22 protein-coding genes and 1 tRNA gene are annotated in these 19,281 nt (G+C 64.3%); 18 read left to right on the top strand and 5 right to left on the bottom strand.

The genetic code is table 11. From position 1 onward, the window contains the following. Positions 1–143: 143 nt before the first annotated feature. Positions 144–707: an alkyl hydroperoxide reductase subunit C gene (gene ahpC / locus M52SOB_RS13625; RefSeq protein WP_131112316.1), complete on the top strand. Its 564-nt coding sequence runs from the start codon at positions 144–146 to the stop codon at positions 705–707. A gap of 94 nt (positions 708–801) precedes the next feature. Beyond that, the gene (gene ahpF, locus M52SOB_RS13620) at positions 802–2,352 is read left to right on the top strand and encodes an alkyl hydroperoxide reductase subunit F (protein WP_131112315.1); all 1,551 of its coding nucleotides are present in this window, start codon (positions 802–804) and stop codon (positions 2,350–2,352) included. A gap of 51 nt (positions 2,353–2,403) precedes the next feature. On the opposite strand, the gene M52SOB_RS13615 is transcribed toward ahpF, so the two are convergent. Beyond that, positions 2,404–2,820: a DsrE family protein gene (locus M52SOB_RS13615; protein ID WP_131112314.1), complete on the bottom strand. Its 417-nt coding sequence runs from the start codon at positions 2,818–2,820 to the stop codon at positions 2,404–2,406. Positions 2,821–3,170: 350 nt separating this feature from the next. Here M52SOB_RS13615 and argS point away from each other — a divergent pair, with 350 nt between their 5' ends. The 11 genes from argS to M52SOB_RS13560 all read left to right on the top strand — a co-directional run bounded on the left by argS (position 3,171) and on the right by M52SOB_RS13560 (position 11,603). Beyond that, the gene (argS, locus tag M52SOB_RS13610; protein ID WP_131112313.1) at positions 3,171–4,907 is read left to right on the top strand and encodes an arginine--tRNA ligase; all 1,737 of its coding nucleotides are present in this window, start codon (positions 3,171–3,173) and stop codon (positions 4,905–4,907) included. 25 nt (positions 4,908–4,932) lie between these two features. Next, positions 4,933–5,487: an SPOR domain-containing protein gene (locus M52SOB_RS13605; RefSeq protein WP_131112312.1), complete on the top strand. Its 555-nt coding sequence runs from the start codon at positions 4,933–4,935 to the stop codon at positions 5,485–5,487. A 267-nt stretch (positions 5,488–5,754) separates the two neighbouring features. Continuing rightward, positions 5,755–6,420, top strand: coding sequence for a thiol:disulfide interchange protein DsbA/DsbL (locus M52SOB_RS13600; RefSeq protein ID WP_172601854.1), 666 nt, complete (start codon positions 5,755–5,757; stop codon positions 6,418–6,420). A 4-nt stretch (positions 6,421–6,424) separates the two neighbouring features. Beyond that, entirely contained in the window at positions 6,425–7,198 is a 774-nt protein-coding gene (locus M52SOB_RS13595) for an SDR family oxidoreductase (protein ID WP_284155252.1), read from the top strand. Between the two features lie 93 nt (positions 7,199–7,291). Further along, a complete protein-coding gene (gene ubiU, locus M52SOB_RS13590) occupies positions 7,292–8,299 on the top strand; it encodes a ubiquinone anaerobic biosynthesis protein UbiU (RefSeq protein ID WP_131112309.1) in 1,008 nt (335 codons plus the stop codon). Positions 8,300–8,320: 21 nt separating this feature from the next. Beyond that, positions 8,321–8,542: a DUF433 domain-containing protein gene (locus tag M52SOB_RS13585; RefSeq protein ID WP_131112555.1), complete on the top strand. Its 222-nt coding sequence runs from the start codon at positions 8,321–8,323 to the stop codon at positions 8,540–8,542. Continuing rightward, positions 8,526–8,843, top strand: coding sequence for a DUF5615 family PIN-like protein (locus tag M52SOB_RS13580; RefSeq protein WP_131112308.1), 318 nt, complete (start codon positions 8,526–8,528; stop codon positions 8,841–8,843). The genes M52SOB_RS13585 and M52SOB_RS13580 overlap by 17 nt, the downstream gene beginning before the upstream one ends. After that, positions 8,840–9,727 carry a U32 family peptidase gene (locus tag M52SOB_RS13575; RefSeq protein ID WP_131112307.1) on the top strand — a complete coding sequence of 296 codons (888 nt, stop codon included), beginning with the start codon at positions 8,840–8,842 and terminating at the stop codon, positions 9,725–9,727. Before M52SOB_RS13580 ends, M52SOB_RS13575 begins: the two co-directional genes overlap by 4 nt. After that, positions 9,724–10,218: a ubiquinone anaerobic biosynthesis accessory factor UbiT gene (gene ubiT / locus M52SOB_RS13570; protein ID WP_131112306.1), complete on the top strand. Its 495-nt coding sequence runs from the start codon at positions 9,724–9,726 to the stop codon at positions 10,216–10,218. The genes M52SOB_RS13575 and ubiT overlap by 4 nt, the downstream gene beginning before the upstream one ends. Positions 10,219–10,233: 15 nt before the next feature. Further along, a complete protein-coding gene (locus M52SOB_RS13565; protein ID WP_131112305.1) occupies positions 10,234–11,286 on the top strand; it encodes a VanZ family protein in 1,053 nt (350 codons plus the stop codon). Beyond that, positions 11,283–11,603, top strand: coding sequence for a nucleotide pyrophosphohydrolase (locus M52SOB_RS13560; RefSeq protein WP_131112304.1), 321 nt, complete (start codon positions 11,283–11,285; stop codon positions 11,601–11,603). The genes M52SOB_RS13565 and M52SOB_RS13560 overlap by 4 nt, the downstream gene beginning before the upstream one ends. Positions 11,604–11,792: 189 nt before the next feature. Here the strand turns inward: M52SOB_RS13560 and M52SOB_RS13555 are convergent, their stop codons facing one another. Further along, positions 11,793–13,055, bottom strand: coding sequence for an MFS transporter (locus tag M52SOB_RS13555; protein WP_131112303.1), 1,263 nt, complete (start codon positions 13,053–13,055; stop codon positions 11,793–11,795). Positions 13,056–13,219: 164 nt separating this feature from the next. Between M52SOB_RS13555 and M52SOB_RS13550 the strand changes: the two genes are divergently transcribed. The 5 genes from M52SOB_RS13550 to M52SOB_RS13530 all read left to right on the top strand — a co-directional run bounded on the left by M52SOB_RS13550 (position 13,220) and on the right by M52SOB_RS13530 (position 16,970). Next, positions 13,220–13,537: a (2Fe-2S) ferredoxin domain-containing protein gene (locus M52SOB_RS13550; RefSeq protein ID WP_131112302.1), complete on the top strand. Its 318-nt coding sequence runs from the start codon at positions 13,220–13,222 to the stop codon at positions 13,535–13,537. After that, on the top strand, positions 13,534–14,262 hold the full coding sequence (locus M52SOB_RS13545; protein ID WP_131112301.1) for an alpha/beta hydrolase: 729 nt from the start codon (positions 13,534–13,536) through the stop codon (positions 14,260–14,262). The genes M52SOB_RS13550 and M52SOB_RS13545 overlap by 4 nt, the downstream gene beginning before the upstream one ends. A 135-nt stretch (positions 14,263–14,397) precedes the next feature. Beyond that, positions 14,398–14,742, top strand: a complete 345-nt coding sequence (locus M52SOB_RS13540) for a hypothetical protein (RefSeq protein ID WP_131112300.1) — start codon at positions 14,398–14,400, stop codon at positions 14,740–14,742. Between the two features lies 1 nt (position 14,743). Then, complete coding sequence (locus M52SOB_RS13535; RefSeq protein WP_131112299.1) at positions 14,744–16,843, top strand: putative bifunctional diguanylate cyclase/phosphodiesterase; 2,100 nt, start codon at positions 14,744–14,746, stop codon at positions 16,841–16,843. Positions 16,844–16,885: 42 nt separating this feature from the next. Next, positions 16,886–16,970, top strand: a tRNA-Leu gene (locus M52SOB_RS13530). A gap of 1 nt (position 16,971) precedes the next feature. Here the strand turns inward: M52SOB_RS13530 and metW are convergent. The 3 genes from metW to M52SOB_RS13515 are packed head-to-tail and all read right to left on the bottom strand — an operon-like array spanning position 16,972 to position 19,238. Beyond that, a complete protein-coding gene (gene metW / locus M52SOB_RS13525) occupies positions 16,972–17,571 on the bottom strand; it encodes a methionine biosynthesis protein MetW (RefSeq protein ID WP_131112298.1) in 600 nt (199 codons plus the stop codon). After that, positions 17,568–18,695 (bottom strand): homoserine O-succinyltransferase MetX, encoded by a 1,128-nt coding sequence (gene metX / locus M52SOB_RS13520; RefSeq protein WP_131112297.1) that lies wholly within the window; start codon positions 18,693–18,695, stop codon positions 17,568–17,570. The genes metW and metX overlap by 4 nt, the downstream gene beginning before the upstream one ends. Positions 18,696–18,704: 9 nt before the next feature. Continuing rightward, positions 18,705–19,238 carry an NlpC/P60 family protein gene (locus M52SOB_RS13515; RefSeq protein ID WP_131112296.1) on the bottom strand — a complete coding sequence of 178 codons (534 nt, stop codon included), beginning with the start codon at positions 19,236–19,238 and terminating at the stop codon, positions 18,705–18,707. Between the last annotated feature and the right edge of the window lie 43 nt (positions 19,239–19,281).

Here is a 19,281-nt window from a genome sequence, read left to right as displayed (position 1 = left end):
TCAAAATAGGGAAAAGCTATCGTAAATATCGTAACAATCAATTGGAACGATGCTGCAGTCGCACATAGAATCCATTCCGTCGCGTCGGGATTATCGACGCCAGACATTCGAACATCATTTCAACCACAGCAAGGAGATAAACAATGTCGTTGATCAACACCACCCTCAAGCCGTTCAAGGCGCAGGCCTATCACAATGGCAAGTTCGTCGAAGTCACCGATGCCGACGTCAAGGGCAAGTGGTCGGTCTTCTTTTTCTACCCCGCCGACTTCACTTTCGTCTGCCCGACCGAACTGGGCGACATGGCCGACTTGTATCCCGAGTTCCAGAAGATCGGTGTCGAGGTCTATGCCGTGTCGACCGATACCCACTTCGTGCACAAGGCCTGGGCCGATGCCTCCGAAACCATCCGCAAGATCAAGTACCCGATGATCGGTGACCCGACCGGCACGATTTCCCGCAACTTCGACGTGATGATCGAGGAAGAGGGCCTGGCGCTGCGCGGCACCTTCGTGATGAACCCGCAGGGCGTCATCAAGGTCATCGAAATCCATGATCTCGGCATCGGCCGTGACGCGTCCGAGCTGCTGCGCAAGGTCAAGGCCGCGCAGTACATCGAGGCGCATCCGGGCGAAGTCTGCCCCGCCAAGTGGAAGGAAGGCGAGGCGACGCTGAAGCCTTCCCTCGATCTGGTCGGCAAGATCTAAGCATCCCTTCCCATATCCCCCCGGCTCCGCCGGGGCGGATGGCAGCGGAAAGCCCCAAGGCTTTCCCTTGCCATCCCCGCACAAGGAAATCCTCATGCTCGACGATTCCATCAAGGCCCAGTTGGGCGCCACCCTCGAACGTCTGGTCGAACCGATCGAACTGGTCGCCTCGCCCGATGCCAGCGACGCCTCGCGCCAGATGAGTGCGCTGCTTGCCGAGATAGCGGCGCTCTCACCGAAAGTGAGCGTGCGCGAAGACGGCAATGCCGAGCGTCGCCCGTCGTTTTCGCTGGGTCGCCCGGGAGAGTTCCATCGCATCCATTTCGCCGGTCTGCCGATGGGGCACGAATTCACCTCGCTGGTGCTCGCGCTATTGCAAGCCAGCGGTTATCCGCCCAAGGTCGAGGCGGCGACGATCGAGAGAATCAAGGCCCTGCGCGGCACGTTCAAGTTCGAAACCTTCGTTTCGCTCTCCTGCCACAACTGCCCGGACGTGGTGCAGGCGCTGAACCTGATGGCGGTGCTCAATCCCGGCGTCACCCACACGATGGTCGATGGCGCGTTGTTCCAGAAGGAAGTCGAGGCGCGCCAGATCATGGCGGTGCCGGTGGTCTATCTGAATGGCAAGGAATTCGGTCATGGCCGCATGAGTCTCGAGGAAATCGTCGCCAAGCTCGATACCGGAGCGGCAGCGCGCGCTGCCGCGGAGATCGCCGCCAAGGACCCCTTCGACGTGCTCGTCGTCGGCGGGGGACCGGCAGGCAGCGCGGCCGCCATCTATGCGGCGAGGAAAGGCATCCGCACCGGTGTCGTCGCCGAGCGTTTCGGCGGCCAGGTGCTCGACACACTGGCGATCGAGAACTTCATTTCGATCAAGCACACCGAAGGCCCGCAGCTCGCCGCGGCGCTCGAAGCACATGTGCGTGAATACGGCGTCGACATCATGAATGCGCAGCGCGTAATCGAGCTCGTGCCTGGCGAGAGTCTGCACGCGCTCCGTCTCGAATCCGGCGCGACACTGAAGGCGAAGACCGTGATCCTCGCCACCGGGGCGCGCTGGCGCGAACTCAGGGTGCCGGGCGAGGCCGAATACAAGGCCAAGGGCGTGTGCTTCTGCCCGCATTGCGATGGGCCGCTGTTCAAGGGCAAGCGGGTCGCGGTGATCGGCGGCGGCAACTCCGGCGTCGAGGCGGCGATCGATCTCGCCGGCCTCGTTGGACATGTCACGCTGCTCGAATTCGACGACAAGTTGCGCGCCGATGCGGTGTTGCAGCAAAAACTCGCCAGTCTGTCCAACGTCACGGTGATCAAGAGTGCGCAGACCACCGAGGTGCTCGGCGACGGCCAGAAAGTCACCGGCCTCGTCTATATCGACCGCACCACCAACGAAAGCCACGCCCTCGAACTCGAAGGCATCTTCGTGCAGATCGGCCTGTTGCCGAACACCGACTGGCTCAAGGGCACGGTCGCGCTCAACCGCTTCGGCGAGATCGAGGTCGACGCGCGCGGCGCCACCACGGTGCCAGGCGTGTTCGCCGCCGGTGATTGCACGACGGTGCCCTACAAGCAGATCATCATTGCGATGGGCGAAGGCGCGAAGGCTTCACTCTCGGCCTTCGACCATCTGATCCGGCACGGCGCTTGAAGCGACGCTGGCGGGGTGCCGTCCTGGCGACGCTCGTGGTCGTGACATTCCCTAAGGTCGAATAACGGCCCAGCCCTGCCGCTGTTTCTCGATCAGCTCGACGACGCCGGCCTTCACATAGCCGATGCCGGCGTGCATGTCGTCCGGGGTGAGCTTGCGCGCCTTCATCGTGTTCTGGCACATCAGCACCTTGGCCCCGCTCGCCAGCGTGTCGTCGATGCGGTTGGCAAGCTGCGAATCGAATTTCAGCAGGCCGACGCCGTTGCCATAGACGACCAGCTCGACCTCCACCTTGTCCTTGCCGTATTCGGCTTGGATGTTCTTCACCACGTTGAGCGCCTGATTCCAGGTCGCCAGATTGTCGTCGCTGACCTGCACCGCGACACCGACCTTGCCGCTCTCGGCCAGCGCAGTGCTTGTCACGGCGAACCAGGCAAGCAACAATACCGTCCAAAGGGTTTTTTTCATGATCCTCCTCCGTTGGGGTTTGAAGAATGGCGAACTGCCGGGAGGTAGACGGTCAGGACGGGCAGCTTATTCCATATCGAATTAAACCCAAATTGTCCATTAGACCGGGCAAATGCGCGATGATCATACGAAACGATCATTGCAGCGCCCTACACGGCGGGTAGCGGGCTGCGGGCGGCATCTTCGCGCCCCCGCTCCTCGCCAATAGACACCGTTATTGGCTCGTCGCGGGAACACAAATCTGCTCGCCCTCGCCTGCGCTACCCGCTCGTGTTCCAATGGACAATCTGGGTTAAAACGCCGTTTGCAGGGGAATTTCCTCTTGCAAGCGGGCGCTATAATCTGCCGCCATGTCCTCCAAATCCACCGATATCAAGTCGCATCTCGCCGCGCTGCTCGATGCGGCGCTTGCCAGCGTCGCGCCCGGCGTGAAGGCGGAAATCCAGCTCGAACGGCCGCGCGATCCGGCGCATGGTGACCTGTCGAGCAATCTTGCCTTGCAGATCGCCAAGGGACTGAAGGAAAGCCCGCGCAAGATCGCCGAACGCCTGGTGCATGAGCTGCCCCGCTCGCCGTGGGTGGAGAAGGCCGAGGTGGCGGGCGCCGGCTTCATCAATTTCACGCTGGCCGCGGCGGCCAAGACCGTCGTGATCCATACGGTGCTCGCTCAAGGCGAACATTTCGGCCGTGGCGCGAAAAAGCCCGGTCGGGTGCAGGTGGAATTCGTCTCGGCCAATCCAACCGGACCTTTGCATGTCGGCCACGGGCGTGGCGCGGCCTATGGCGCGAGCCTGGCCAATCTGCTGGCCTTTGCCGGCTTCGAGGTCTGCCGCGAGTATTACGTCAATGATGCCGGCCGGCAGATGGACATCCTTGCCGTGTCGACCTGGCTGCGCTACCTGGAAATCTTCGGCGAGACGGTGCCCTTCCCGCCGAATGCCTATCAGGGCGACTATGTGCGCACCATGGCGCGCCAGATCAAGGACGCGCATGGTGACCGCTACGTCCATCCGGCCGCGGCGGTACTGGCCTGCGTGCCGCCGCCGGAACCCGATGTCGAGGCGCATCTCGATGGCCTGATCGCCGTTGCCAAGGACCTGCTCGGCGAGGACTGGAACTACATCCACCAACATGCCCTGTCCGAGCAGCTCGCCGACTGCCGCGCCGATCTCGAAGAGTATGGCGTGCATTTCGACTGTTGGTTCTCCGAGAAAAGCCTCTACGACACGGGCATGGTGGCGCAGGCCGTCCAAGAGCTGGAAAAACGCGGCCACATCTACCTGCAGGATGGCGCCAAGTGGTTCCGCTCGACGCATTTCGGCGACGAGAAGGATCGCGTCGTGCAGCGCGAAAACGGCCAATTCACCTATTTCGCCTCCGACATCGCCTATCACCGCAACAAGTTCGCGCGCGGCTTCACGAAGATCATCGACGTCTGGGGCGCCGATCACCATGGCTACATTGCGCGCGTCAAGGGCGCCTTGCAAGCGCTGGGGCTGGATGTCGAAGCGCTCGAAGTGGCGCTGGTGCAGTTCGTCAGCCTCTATCGCGGCACCGAAAAAGTGTCGATGAGCACGCGCGCCGGCTCCTATGTGACCTTGCGCGAGCTCCGGGAAGAGGTCGGCAACGACGCCTGCCGTTTCTTTTACCTGCTCAGCAAGCAGGACAAGCCGCTCGATTTCGATCTCGAGCTCGCCAAGAGCCAGTCGAACGAGAACCCGGTCTATTACGTGCAGTATGCCCATGCGCGCATCAGCAGCGTCCTCAGGCAGTGGGGCGGCGACCCGGCCACATTGGCCGGCGCCGATCTGGCGCCGCTTGTCGGCGAGCGCGAGCTCAAGCTGGCGGCCCGGCTCGTCGAGTTTCCCGAGCTGATCGAGAGCGCCGCGCGCGAGCGTTCGCCGCATCTCATCGCCTTCTGGCTGCGCGAGCTCGCCGCCGAGTTCCATGCCTGGTACAACGCCGAGCGCCTGCTGGTGGACGACGAGGCATTGAAGCACGCGCGTCTCGCATTGGCGCTGGCGGTGCGCCAGGTGATCGGTAACGGCCTCTCCATCCTCGGCGTTGCCGCGCCGGATGCCATGTAAGAAATCGGCGCTGGCGGAACGGCACATGAACACGACCCAACGCGGCGGAACCCTGATCGGCCTGGTGCTGGGCATCCTGGTCGGGGTGCTGATCTCGTTCGGCGTGGTCTGGTACCTCAACAAGACACCTTTACCATTCACCGAAAAGGTGGCAAAGCCGGAGACGATCAACGGCGGCAAGGAACCCGTGGCGCTGCCCGGCAAGCCGGGCGACAAGCCGGCGGCTGGCGAGCGCAAGTTCGAGTTCTACGAGATTCTCGAAGGCAAGAAACCGTCAACGTCTGGCCCCGCGCCCGCTGCCGAGCCGGTGGCCAAACCCGAGACCGCTCCTGCTGCGGCCGGCGGCAACATTTACCTGCAAGTGGGCGCCTTCCAGAAGAAGACTGATGCCGACAATCTGCGCGCCAGACTGGCGATGCTCGGCTTCGAAGGCGGGGTGCTCCAGGCCGAGGTACCGGGCAAGGGCGAAGTCTATCGCGTGCGGGTCGGCCCCTTCGCTTCGATGGACGAATTGAACCAGGCACGACGCGAATTGTCGGAACAGGGTGTCCAGACCACGGTGGTCCGGGCGCAAGATTAACGTGAAATACAGAGCAAAACGAGCGCCGTCCTTCGTTTCCTTGACGGCAGCCTACCTTCGCGGCGCAAGCCGCGCTGATAGTCTCCCCTCCCGCGAGGGGCGGAGGCGGGGTTTCGCGAAGCACTGCTTCGCGCCGCCGGAGCCGGCCGGCTGTGCAAAGCCGGCCGTGGGACAGGCTGGGGAAGGGCGGGCGTTTATTTTTGCGCATGGGTATTTCATCCTCTGCGGGTGCCGATTGCCGGCATGCGCGTTAGAAAGGGATTCTGCATGAAGCTCGTCAAACTCGCCTTCGCCGCGCTCGCCTTCGGCGCGTTGGCCCTGCAACCCGCGCTGGCGGCCGATCCGGTCGAAGGCCGCAATTTCCATCGCCTGCAGATGCCGCAGCCTACCGAGGCGAACGGCAAGGTCGAGGTGATCGAATTCTTCTGGTATGGCTGCCCGCACTGCGCCAAGCTCGAACCGCTGCTCAAGGGCTGGGTGAAACAGTTACCGGCCGACGTCAGCTTCCGCAAGGTGCCGGCGATCCTGAGCGACAAATGGGCGCCGGGCGCGCGCCTCTACTACACGCTCGAAGCGATGAACCTGCTCGACAAGCTCAGCGACGAGGTGTTCGACGCGATGATCAACCAGCGCATCGACCTCGGCAACGAGAACGTCCTCTTCGACTGGATCGCCAAGAAGGGCGTCGATCGCAAGGCATTCGCCGACACCTACAAGTCTTTCAGCGTCCAGGCCAAGGTCCGGCAGGCCGCCGAGATGACCCAGGAATATGGTTTCAGCGGCGTGCCGGCGCTCGTCATCGGCGGCAAGTACAGCCCCGGACCGGAGCTGCAGTCGTATGAGCACATGCTGCAGGTAGCGGATTTCCTGATCGCCAGGAACCGCGCCGAGATCAAGAAACCATCCGCGCCGCAAAAAGCGGTGAAGAAGTAAGACCCTGAAAGCCGTTCGGTCCGTCTTCATCACCGGCGCCTCTTCGGGCATCGGCGCGGTGCTGGCGCGGCACTATGCCGCAACAGGTGCCACCCTCGGCCTCGCCGCACGGCGCGGCGAAGCGCTGCAGGCGCTGGTCGCGGAACTGGGCGCGGCCTACCATCTCTACCCGCTCGATGTTGCCGATGCCGCTGCATTGCAGGCGGCGGGCGCCGATTTCATCGGCAAAGCCGGCGTGCCGGACATCGTGATCGCCAACGCGGGGGTTTCGGTCGGCACGCTGACCGAAGCGGCAGAGGATTTGCCGGCCTTCCGGCGCGTTTTCGAAACGAACGTGCTGGGCATGGTGCATACCTTCCAGCCCTTCCTCGCGCCAATGGTGGTGGCCGGGCGCGGTAGACTCGTCGGGGTGGCCTCGGTGGCCGGCATCCGCGGCCTGCCCGGAGCGGGCGCCTACTCCGCCTCGAAGGCCGCCGCGATCGCCTATTTGGAGAGCCTGCGGGTCGAATTGCGTGGCACGGGCGTCAAGGTCGTCACCCTCGCGCCGGGTTACATCGCCACGCCGATGACCGAGAAGAACCCTTATCCGATGCCCTTCCTGATGCCGGTCGACCGTGCTGCGGCGAGCATGGCGCGGGCGATCGAGCGCGGCGCGCGCTTCGCGGTGATGCCCTGGCAGATGGGGCTCGTCGCCACATTGTTGAAAAATCTGCCGCGGCCGCTCTACGACCGGATTGCGGGGCGTTTCGGCCGCAAGCCGCGCGGGACATTGCGTTGATGTGCCGTTCCGCCAGCGCCGAGTTTGATGCAGGTCAAGCCGTGATACATCGCGCGGCCTTATAGTCGACCGCCACTTTTCACGGACTGCCCGATGAGCACCCCTTTCGAACTGGTCTGTCCCGCCGGCGGGCTGCCGGCGCTGAAAGCCGCCGTCGATCACGGCGCCGACTGCGTCTATACCGGCTTCCGTGACGCGACCAACGCGCGTAATTTCACCGGTCTCAATTTCGACGACAAGAGCCTGAAGGAGGGCATCGCCTATGCCCACCAGCGCGGCGTCAAGGTCTTCGTCGCCCTGAATACCTATCCGCAGACCGACAACTGGCCCGGCTGGACGGCCGCCGTCGACAAGGCGGCGGCCTTCGGCGTCGATGCGGTGATCCTCGCCGATCCCGGGCTCATGGACTACGCCCATCGCACCCATCCACAACTGCGGCTGCACCTGTCGGTGCAGGGCTCGGCCACCAATTACGAGGCGATCAACTTCTATCACGAACGCTTCGGCATCCAGCGCGCGGTGCTGCCGCGCGTGCTCTCGCTCGCCCAGGTCGAGCATGTGGTGAAGCACACGCCGGTCGAGATCGAGGTGTTCGGCTTCGGCGGCCTGTGTGTGATGGTCGAAGGCCGTTGCGCGCTGTCCGCCTATACCACCGGCACCTCGCCGAACTGTCAGGGTGCTTGCTCGCCGGGCAAGGCGGTGCGTTATGAGGAGACGCCGCGCGGCATGGAGACGCGTTTGAATGGCGTGCTGATCGACCGTTTCGCACCGGGCGAACGCGCCGGCTATCCGACGCTGTGCAAGGGGCGTTTCGAGGTGGATGAGGAAACCTATTACGCGATCGAGGAACCGACCAGCCTCAACACGATGGAGCTTTTGCCCGAGTTGATGAGGGTCGGCGTCAAAGCGCTGAAGATCGAAGGCCGCCAGAGGAGCCCGGCCTATGTCGCCCAGGTGACGCAGGTGTGGCGCCAGGCGATCGACGCCTGCCGGCGCGATCGCGAACACTTCAAGCCGACACCTGCCTGGATGGCCGAGCTGAACAAGGTCTCGGAAGGACAATCGGCGACATTGGGCGCGTACAATCGGCCGTGGAAATGAAACAGGAGAACGGTCATGGGGATGAATCCAACCCTTGCCATTCGGGTCGATCCGGACATTCTCGGCGGTACTCCCGTCTTCGCGGGTACGCGTGTGCCGGTGAAAACGCTGTTCGACTATCTCGAAGCGGGCGATTCCCTGGACGCTTTCTGCGAGGACTTTCCTTCCGTGCCGAAAGCGCTGTGCATCGACGTCCTCGAACAGGCGCGCGAGGCCGTTGCCGCGGATGCGCATCCTGCTTGATGAGTCGTTGCCGCGCCGTTTGCGGCAGGCGATCGACGGGCATGAAGTCGTCACGGTGGTCGAGGCCGGGTGGTCCGGCGTCAAGAATGGCCAGCTGCTGACATTAGCGGCAAAGGATTTCGACGTGTTCGTGACCGCCGACCAGAATCTGCGCTACCAACAAAATCTGTCCGCCCTGCCGCTCGCGGTGTTCGTTCTGAAAGCAAACAACAATCGTTATCCGACCCTGCTTCCGCTCGTGCCCAAGCTGCTCGATGAGCTCAGCAAACCCATAGCCAAGGTGCTCACCGTCATTTCATGAAACTCGCCCTCGGACCCTTGCTCTACTACTGGCCGCGCCAGCGGGTGATGGATTTCTATGCCGAGATGATCGAGGCGCCCGTCGATGTCGTCTATCTCGGCGAGGCAGTTTGTTCGCGCCGTCATGAGATGCGGCTGGACGATTACCTCGAAGTGGCCACCCTGCTCGCAGATGCCGGCAAGGAAGTGGCCCTCTCCACCCTGCCGCTGATCGAATCCGAATCCGATCTGAAAGCGGTGCGCCGCCTGATGGACGCGGCGCAGGACGATCCGCGACTGACCATCGAGGCCAACGAGATGGGCGCGGTGCGGCAGCTCGCGGAACGCGGCCAGCGCTTCGTCGCCGGCCCGACGCTCAACGTCTTCAACAGCCATACGCTGAAGATCCTCGCCGACTGCGGCGCGACGCGCTGGGTGATGCCGCCCGAAGTCGGCCGCAGTGCGCTTTCCGGCATCATGCGGGAGATGCCCGCCGGCATCGAAACCGAAGTCTTCGCCCACGGCCGCCTGCCACTCGCTTATTCTGCGCGCTGTTTCACCGCGCGGCGCTACCGGCTGCAAAAAGACGGCTGCGAGTTCCGCTGCATCCAGTTTCCGGACGGGCTGCCGGTCAAGACGCGCGAGGGTGAGCCTTTCTTGACCTTGAACGGCATCCAGACGCAGTCTGCCAAGCTCTACCACCTCGAAAGCGAGCTGCCGGAGCTCGCCGCGCTGGGCGTCGGGCTGATCCGCCTCTCGCCGCAAGCCGAGGGCATGGCGGAACTCGTCCATGCCTATCGCGCGCTGCTCGACGGCCAGCCCGCCGCGATGCCGCCAGGCGATTACTGCAACGGCTTCTGGTACGATCGTCCGGGTCTGGACTGGGTTTCTGGAACGACGCCATGATCGAGAACTTCAAGCTGCCCGATTTCACGCTGCCCGCGCCCTTCGCCCGCCTGGGCGACAAACTGCCGCAACTGCCGCCGACTCTGGCGCTGGTCACCGCGCTCAACCTCGCGCTCGGTCGCCTGATCCCGCGCGAGCCGCTCGAGATGCTCAAAGGCAAGCGCTTCACGATCCGCGTCAAGGATGCCGGCATGACGCTGCGCTTTGGCTACAACGGCCGCAGCTTCCATCCCGTCTTCGATCCCCGGCCGGCCGATCTCACCCTCTCGGCGCGGGCGCGCGATTTCCTCGCGCTGCTTGCCCGCGAGGAGGATCCGGACACGCTGTTCTTCAACCGGCGTCTGTTGATGGAAGGCGATACCGATCTCGGTCTGCTGGTGAAGAACACGCTCGATGGCGTCGAGCTGCCCCGCATCACGCCGGCGCGGCTTGCTCCCGGCGAGTTCTTCGCCCGCCTACGCCAACGGCTCTCGGCGCCGCGCGGCATCTAGATACTCGGCGCTGGCGTGACGGCACGCGCCTCCTCGAATCTGCCGCTCAAACTCGCCGGTGCTTGGACGCTGCTCGTCGCCTACGGCAGCCTCTATCCGTTTGCCGGTTGGCGCGATACGGGCGTCGATCCGCTCGCCTTCCTGAGCGCGGGCTGGCCGCGTTATTTCACTACCTTCGATCTCGCCGCCAACGTGCTGGCCTATCTGCCGCTCGGCTTCTTCTGGACGGCAGCGCTCATCCGGCACCTGGCCCCGATCCTTGCGATCGGCTTGGCGCTGCTCATCGGCGCGGGCCTGAGCCTCGGCATCGAGATCGTGCAGAACTTCCTGCCCAGCCGCGTGCCGTCGAATCTCGATTTCGCCTGCAACAGCGTCGGCGCGCTGATCGGCGCCTTCCTTGGGCTGGCGGGAGGACGCACACTGCTCGACGGCGGGCGCCTCCACCGCTGGCGCGAGCGGCGCTTCCTGCCCGGCGCGGGCGGCGACGCCGGCCTTCTGCTCGTCGCGTTTTGGCTCATGACTCAGCTCGATCCGGAAAGCATCCTGTTCGGCAGCGGCAACCTGCGCGGGCTGTTTGGCTTGCCGGCCGCGCTCGACTTCGCGGCGGAGCGCATCAGAAGCTTCGAGCTGGCCACGGTCGCCGCACAAACCGTGGCGATCGCGCTGATCGGCGCGCGGCTGGCGAGAGCCCGCCCTTTCCGGTTTCCTCTGGCGCTGATTCTGCTCGCCCTCGTCGTCAAGAGCGCCGCGCTCTTCGTGCTGATGCAAGGCGTGCATGGTCTTGCCTGGGCCACGCCCGGCACCCTGGCGGGACTCGCGCTCGGTCTGCTGCTCTGGGGCGCCGCGATGGCCTTCGCGCCCGCCGTGCGCCAGGCGATCGCCGCGCTGGCGTTGATGGTGGCCGCCGTGCTGGTGAATCTGATGCCGGACAATCCTTATCTCGCCGATACATTGCGCGTCTGGCAGCAGGGGCACTTCCTCAACTTCAATGGCCTGACCCGGCTGGCCACCGCCTTGTGGCCTTTCTTTGCGCTGCCTTGGCTGATGCTTTCCCGGAGCGAACGATGAACGACATCCATGACCTCGAAACCCTGAAACTTGCCTTGCGCGATTTCGCCGCCGCGCGCGACTGGCGGCAATACCACACGCCGAAGAACCTGGCGATGGCGATGATCGTCGAGGCCGCCGAGCTGGTCGAGCATTTCCAGTGGGCCACGCCCGAAGAAAGCCTCGCGCCGCCACCGGAAAAGCTCGCCGCCATCCGCGACGAGGTGGCCGACACGCTGATCTATCTGGTGGAACTCGCCGACTGCCTCGGCATCGATCTCATCGCCGCCGCGCGCGACAAGATCGCGAAAAACGCCATCAAATATCCCGCCCCTTGAACCCAGATTGTCCATTGGAACACGAGCGGGTTTCGAAGGCGAGGGCGAGCAGATTTGCGTCCGCGCGACGAGCCAATAACTGTGTCTATTGGCGAGGAGCGGGGGCGCGAAGATGCCGCCCGCAGCCCGAAAACCGCCGTGTAGGGCGATGAAATGATCGCTTCGCATGCCTATGGTGAAACAGCCGGTCTAATGGACAATCTGGGTTGAAGTCGGCGCTGGCGGGACGGCACCCTCCATGCGGATGCGGTCGACGAAAAGCACCGCCAAGACCGTCGCGCCCATCGCCAGAAAGCCGACCGTGCCATAGCCGACCAGCCGGCCGTCCTCCATCGCGATCATCAGGCCGCCGAGGTAGGCGGCCAGCCCCGAGAACAGGTTCTGCACCGCGCCGTTCAGAGACATGAAAGTGCCGCGCAGACGCGGTTCGACCGCCGAGGTGATGATCGCCATCGCCGGCACCATGCGCCCCGGCACCAAGATGAAGAACACCGTCGCGCAGGCCACCATCAGCCAAAGCGGCACCGGCGGCAGGTGGGTCTGCACGAAGAGCGGCACCAGCGCTGCGAGCGAGACGATGCGGAACACCCGCACCTTGCCATGGCGGTCGGCCAGCCGACCGATCCAGCGCGCGGTGAAGAAGGTCGCGCAACCCCCGGCCAGATACATCAGCGGAATGTCCTCTTGGCGGATGCCGACGTTGGCGGTCGCGTAGATCGTGATGTAGGGAATCACCGTGAAGCCGGCCAGCATCATCAGCGCCATGAAGGCGAGCGCCCGCAAATGGTTGGCGTTGCAGAGCACATCGCGCATCGCGGCGAGCGGATGGGCGCGCTCTTCCTCGTCGATGACCGCCGCGGGCAGGTGGCCGCGCAGCGCCGGCAATTGCGCGAGGCCAACCAGCAGCAAGACGAGCGCGAGCCCGGCGATCAGGAAAAAAGGGCTGCGCCAGCCGAAATGGTTGGCAAGAAAGAGCGAGGTCGGCACCCCGGCGACGGTAGACAGCGAAAAGGCCGACATCACGACCCCGGCGGCGCGGCCGCGGCGCTCGAAGGGAATCACGTCGCCGACGATGGTATGCACCATCGAGCCGAGCACGCCGCCGAAGGCGCCGGCGAAAGAGCGCGCCGCGAGCAGCGTGACATAGCCGGGCGCCAGACCGCAGAACAGTGTCGCGAGCGCGAACAGGGCAAAGATCGTCAGCAACAGGCGCTTTCTTTCGAAGCGGTCGACGATCATTGCCGCCAGCACGCCGGCGGCGCCGGCGGTGAAGGTATAGGCCGAGACCAGTAGGCCGAACTGCTGCGCGTCGATGCCGAATTCGCGCATCAGGATCGGCCCGAGCGGCATCATGATCATGAAGTCCACGATGTGCGCGAACTGGATGCCGGCGAGCACGATCAGGAGCAGCTTTTCCCTGGCGGGATCGAGGGGAAGGGCGACGGCACTCATGGCCGCATTATGCCGTCCCGCCAGCGCCGACTTTGAGCTTGTGAAAAATTCTGCTGCGCTTGCCATCTTGGGGTCGAGCCCCAACCTGGCTGGGCTCGCGACGAATTTTTTCACAAGCTCTTTGGTAAATTGGCGCATCCGACCCTAAGACGATGGAGAGAGCGATGAGCTACTACCAATATCATCTGTTTTTCTGCACCAACCAGCGCGAGCCGGGCGAGATGTGCTGCAACAACCACAACGCCCAGGCGATGCGCGACTACTGCAAGGAAAAGGTCAAAAGCATGGGTGAGGCGATTCCGGGCAAGGTGCGCGTCAATAGCGCCGGCTGTCTCGACCGCTGTGACAAAGGGCCGGTGATCGTCGTCTATCCCGAAGCCGTCTGGTACACCTACGTCGATCAGGAAGACATCGACGAGATCGTTGAATCGCACCTCGCCCAAGGCAAGATCGTCGAGCGGTTGCTGATCGACAACCAATGACGCACAAAGAGCACGTTCTCCTCGACGGCCCGGCGGGCAAGATCGAGGTGTTCGTCGAGACGCGCGATGCGCCGGCCGGCATTGCGTTGATCGCGCATCCGCATCCGCTCTATGGCGGCACCGCCGACAACAAGGTGGTGACGACCCTAGCGCGCACCTTCCGCGAGCTCGGCTGTGTCGCGCTGCGGCCCAATTTCCGCGGCGTCGGCGGCTCAGAAGGCGTGCATGACCACGGCGAGGGCGAAGCCGAGGACCTGCTCGTCGTGCATTCGTGGGCGCGCCAGCGTTTCGGCAGCGAGCTGCCCGTCTATCTCGCCGGCTTCTCTTTTGGCGCCCATGTCGTCACCAAGGTGGCCAAGCGCCTGGCTGCCGCCGGCGATGCGGCGAGCCGGCTAGTGCTGGTCGGCACCGCGGCGGGCATGATTGGCCCCCCACGCTCGCCGCTTACAACAGAAGCGCGGCTCGCTGCCCCCCACGGTGGGGCGCATGCCGTCTTGGGGCGGCCCGGCGACGGCATGGTCGCAGGGCTGCGCCGCTACGAAACCGAGGCCGTGCCGGCCGATACGATCGTCATCCATGGCGCGAAGGACACGACCGTGCCGCTCGAAAACGTGCTCGCCTGGGCCGAGCCGCTCGATTTGCCGGTCGTCGTCATCCCCGGCGCCGACCATTTCTTTCACCGCCGGCTGCACCTGATCCGCGACATCATCCGGCGGCAGTGGTGAGTCGCCCCCGAGGGATCAAAATTGATTGCAATCAAATCCCCATGTGAATAATATGGTTTAATGACGTGTGAGTCGGAAGGGTATTGGCGACCGTCAGCCATGCAAGGGGGGCGCTGGCTGCGGCGAGGGGCACAAATGAAAAAGATCCAGCGGCAGATGATCAAGATGCGGGCGCGCGAGTTCGTCTTGCCGCCCATCGTCGACGGGCTCGTCCTCGGCCGGCTTTCGCCGATCGGCCAGGTTGCGATGGGCAAGGCGCTCGCGCTGCTGATGACGACCCCTTTCGAACACGTGCCGATCGAAGACGAAGTGATCGGCGATGTGCTGGTGCGCAGCGCCATTCTGCGCAAGGTCGATGCCGAGACGCTGCGCCACTTCATCCTCGACCACGTCAAACCGCTGATGGGTCCCGAGGAAATCCTGCATCTCGACCTGGAGGTCGAGATCGGACTCGAAGCGGCGGGCGGGACGCCGCAATGACATGCTGACCGCCCGCGACTGCCTGTGCCCGCGTCATCGCGTCGTCGGCGCGATGCAGCGCTATCGCGACGTGGCCGCGAAGAACGGCAACGAGGTGCTGGTGTATGCGGTCTTCGAGGAAGATGGTGACGGCAACCGTTTCCTCGGACTGGTGGAAGTCCGCGAAGCGGCGCTGTTCCCGGCGCGGGTATTCGCCGATCTCCTGGTGCGGCGTCAGCCGCCCGTCCTTGCGCCTGACACGCCGGTCGACGAGGTCTGGGCGCGGCTCGAGCAGGAGCGCTGTGATTACCTGCCGATCGTCGAGGCCGACGGCGCATTTCGGGGCGTGGTTTCGAGGCTGTCGCTCGTTGCCGCCCTGATGGAGCAAGAACGCGCGCTCAACGAGGAGCGCGAGCGCCTGATCGGCAATCTGCGCTGCGAGCTGGAAAACCGCAAGATCGCCGCCGCGGTGTTCGATGCCACGGCCGAGGGCATCATGGTCACCGATGCGCAAGGCCGCATCCTGCTCGTCAATGCCGCCTTCTGCCGCACCACCGGCTATGCCGAGGAAGAGGCGATCGGCCAGACGCCGGCATTGCTCAAGTCGGGTCGTCACGATGCCGCGTTCTATGCCGCGATGTGGCGCGAGATCGACGAGTCGGGTTCCTGGGAAGGCGAAATCTGGAACCGTCGCAAGAGCGGCGAGATCTACCCCGAATGGCTGCACATCGACGTGGTGCGCGACGAGCAGGGCGCGCCTCGCTATTACGTCGGCGTGTTCGCCGACATCGGCACGCACAAGGAGCTGCGCGCGCAGCTGATGCATCTCGCCTATCACGATGCGCTGACCGGACTGCCGAACCGTCGCCTGCTGCTCGACCGTCTCGGCCAGGCGATCGCCCGCGCCCAACGCAACGACACCGAAGTCGGCGTGCTGTTCCTCGACCTCGACCGCTTCAAGGACATCAACGATACCCACGGCCACGGCATCGGCGACCGTATTCTGGTCGAGGCGGCTCGCCGGCTGACCGGGCTGGTGCGCGCCAACGACACGGTGGCGCGGCTCGGCGGCGACGAGTTCGCCGTCATCGTCGAGGACATCGAGGACGAAGCCAGCCTGGTCGACATCGCGGAAAAACTGCTCTCCGCATTCACCGAGCCGTTCACCGTCGACGCACGGGAATTCTTCCTCGCCGCCTCGGTCGGTATCGCCCGTTACCCGGGCGACGGCGACACGGTCGAGACCCTGCTGATGAACGCCGATACGGCGATGTATGGCGCCAAGCAGCAGGGTCGCAGTTGCTACAAATTCTTCGCCAGCGACATGCACCTCCGCCTGGCGCGGCGCATCGAGGCGGCGGACGTTCTGCGCAAGGCGCTCGGCTCGTCGGGACTGACGCTTGCCTGGCAGCCCCAGGTGCGGCTTGCCGACGGAGCGATCGCCGGTGTCGAAGTCCTGTTACGCCTGGCCCGCCACGAGGGCATTTCGCTGCCCTCGCCCGCCGAACTCGTCGCCGCCGCCGAAGAATCCGGCCTCATCAAGCTGCTGGGCCAGTGGGTGTTGCGTGAAGCCTGCGAGTTGGGTACGCGCCTGAACGGTGGGATGCGCGACTTCGGCATTGCGGTGAATTTTTCGCCGCTGCAATTCGATCATGGCTGTGCGCCGCAGGTGCTCGAACTGATCGAAGCCAGTGGGCTGCCGCCGCAGCGTCTGGAAGTCGAAATCACCGAAAGCGCGCTCGCCAGCGAAAACGAACAGCTCATCCGCTCGCTGGAAACCTTTGCCAGCGCCGGGATCGCCATCGCGGTGGATGACTTCGGCACCGGTTATTCGAACCTCGGCAACCTGCTGCGCCTGCATGTGGACAAGCTCAAGATCGACCAGGCCTTCGTCGGCGGCCTCGAGCACGATGAAAAGAGCCGCAAGATCGTCCAGACGATCATCCAGATGGGCCGCAGTCTGGGCATGACGGTGGTGGCCGAAGGCGTCGAAACGGAGACCCAGGCGCAGATCCTGCGCGATTTCGGCTGTGATCTGGCGCAAGGTTATCTGTTCGCGCGGCCACTGGCCTTCGAGGATTTCGCCCGGCTGCTCAGCGGCGGAGAGCTGACGACGCACTGAAGCGCTCCGCGCCGCGCCCGGGCAGCCTAGAATGCCGCCGTTGCCCGGATGGTGAAATTGGTAGACACAAGGGACTTAAAATCCCTCGCCGCAAGGCGTACCGGTTCGAGTCCGGTTCCGGGCACCAGTCACGAGCCGCTGCGGCCGATCCGATAGACCGCGAGGCTGCCGAGGAAGTTGTGCTCTTCGGTGACGAGTGCGCCGTGTTCGTCGAGCACCTGGCGGTCGCGGATGACGAGGCCCATGTCGGCGCAGAGACTCTCGAAGTCGAGCATCGTGAAGAAACGCACGTTCGGCGTGTCATACCACTGGTAGGGCAGGTCTTCCGAGACCGGCATGCGGCCGGAGAGGATCGCGAGGCGGTTCTTCCAGTAGGCGAAATTCGGAAACGAGACCACGGCCTCGCGGCCGACGCGCAGCATCTCGGCGAGGATCTGCTGCGTGTGGCGCATCGTCTGCAAGGTGCGCGAGAGCACGACATGGTCGAAGGCATCGTCCTCGAAGCCGGCGAGCCCTTCTTCGAGGTCGCTCTGGATCACATTGACGCCATTTTCGATCGCCGCCAGCACATGGCCGGGGTCACGCTCGATACCCCAGCCGCGCAAGCCTCGCTCGGCGAGCAGCAGAAGCAGCTCGCCCGCGCCGCAGCCCAGGTCGAGCACGCTCTCGCCAGGTTTCATCCAACCGGCGATGAGATCGAAATCGGGGCGTTTCAAGGCGTGCGTCATGTCTTCACGTTGGCCATGTAGGCAGCGACGACGGCGTGGTAATGACGGTCGTCCATCAGGAAGGAATCGTGGCCGTGCTGGCTGGCGATCTCGGCGTAACTCACCGGCTGCTTGTTCTTCACCAGCGCGTTGACGATTTCGCGGCTTCTGGCCGGCGAAAAGCGCCAGTCGGTGGAGAACGAGATGACCAGGAAACCTGCTTTGGCGCTGGCGAGCGCGGCGGCGAGATCGTCACCGTAAGGCGCGGCAGGATCGAAATAGTCCAGCGCCCGGGTCATCAACAGATAGGTGTTGGCATCGAAGATGCCGGCGAACTTGTCACCCTGATAGTGCAGGTAAGACTCGACCTCGAATTCGACGTCGAAGCCGTAGCTGCCGGCGCCGGCACGCCGCTTGCGGCCGAATTTCTCGGCCATCTGGTCGTCCGACAGATAGGTGATGTGGCCGAGCATGCGCGCCAGGCGCAGGCCGCGCTGCGGCCGCGTGCCGTGGCGATAGAAATGCCCGCCATGAAAATCCGGATCGGTGATGATCGCCTGGCGGGCGACGTCGTTGAAGGCGATGTTCTCGGCGGTGAGCTTCGGCGCGGCAGCGATCACCAGCGCATGGCGCACGCGCTCGGGGAGATCGATCGTCCATTGCAGTGCCTGCATGCCGCCCAAGCTGCCGCCGACCACCGCCGCCCATTGGTCGATGCCGAGATGGTCGGCCAGTTTCGCTTGGGCTCTCACCCAGTCGGGCACGGTGACGACCGGGAAATCCGCGCCCCAGGGCTCCTGGGTGTCAGGGTTGATCGAGGCAGGGCCGGTCGAGCCGTGGCAGCCGCCGAGATTATTCACCCCGACGACGAAGAAGCGCTCGGTGTCGATCGGCTTGCCGGGCCCGATCATGTTGTCCCACCAGCCGACGTTCTTCGGGTTGTCGGCATACCAGCCGGCGACGTGGTGGTGGCCGGAGAGCGCGTGACAGACGAGGATCGCGTTCGTGCGCGCGGCATTGAGCCGGCCGTAGGTCTCGTAGACCAGTTCCCAATGCGGCAGGGCCTTACCGGCGGCGAAAACGAAAGGCTCAGCAAAGGCGACGCGTCGCGCCTCGACCGGCCCAATGCTGCTGCGCTCGGTCATGGCGGAAGATTACGGCCGGATACGCCGCGCCCCGTTGTAGCGGCGGCTCCAGTAACGGTCGCTCATGTCCTCGATGCGCACGCGCGCGCCGGAACGCGGCGCATGGACGAACAAATTGTCGCCCAGATAGATGCCGACATGCGAGAAGGCGCGCCGCATCGTGTTGAAGAAGACGAGGTCGCCGGGCCGCAATTCGCTCTTGTCGACCTTCTCACCTGTCTGGGCGATGGCACGGGCAGAGTGCGGCAGGACCAGGCCGAGCGTTTCACCATAGACGTAGCGCACGAAGCCCGAGCAGTCGAAACCGGTTTCCGGGGAGCCGCCGCCACGTTTGTAACGGATGCCGAGGAAGTCGAGCGCGCGCTCGATCGTGCTTCCCACCTGGTCGACCGCACGTGACATGAAGGAAGCGGGCGGCGCCAGTTCGACCGTCGTGGCTTGCTCCGCCGGCAGCTGCGGCAGCTGCGCCGCCGTTTCATCGGCTCGAGCGGGCGCAGCGGCAGTGCTGAGCAGAAACAGGAGCGTGGTCAGGGCTTTTTTCATAAGCCGCGCACTTTAGCAGAAACTCGGCGCTGGTAGGACGGCA

The organism is Sulfuricystis thermophila, from assembly GCF_004323595.1.
Classification (GTDB): Bacteria; Pseudomonadota; Gammaproteobacteria; order Burkholderiales; family Rhodocyclaceae; genus Sulfuricystis; species Sulfuricystis thermophila.
This window is presented reverse-complemented; position numbering and strand designations above follow the sequence as displayed.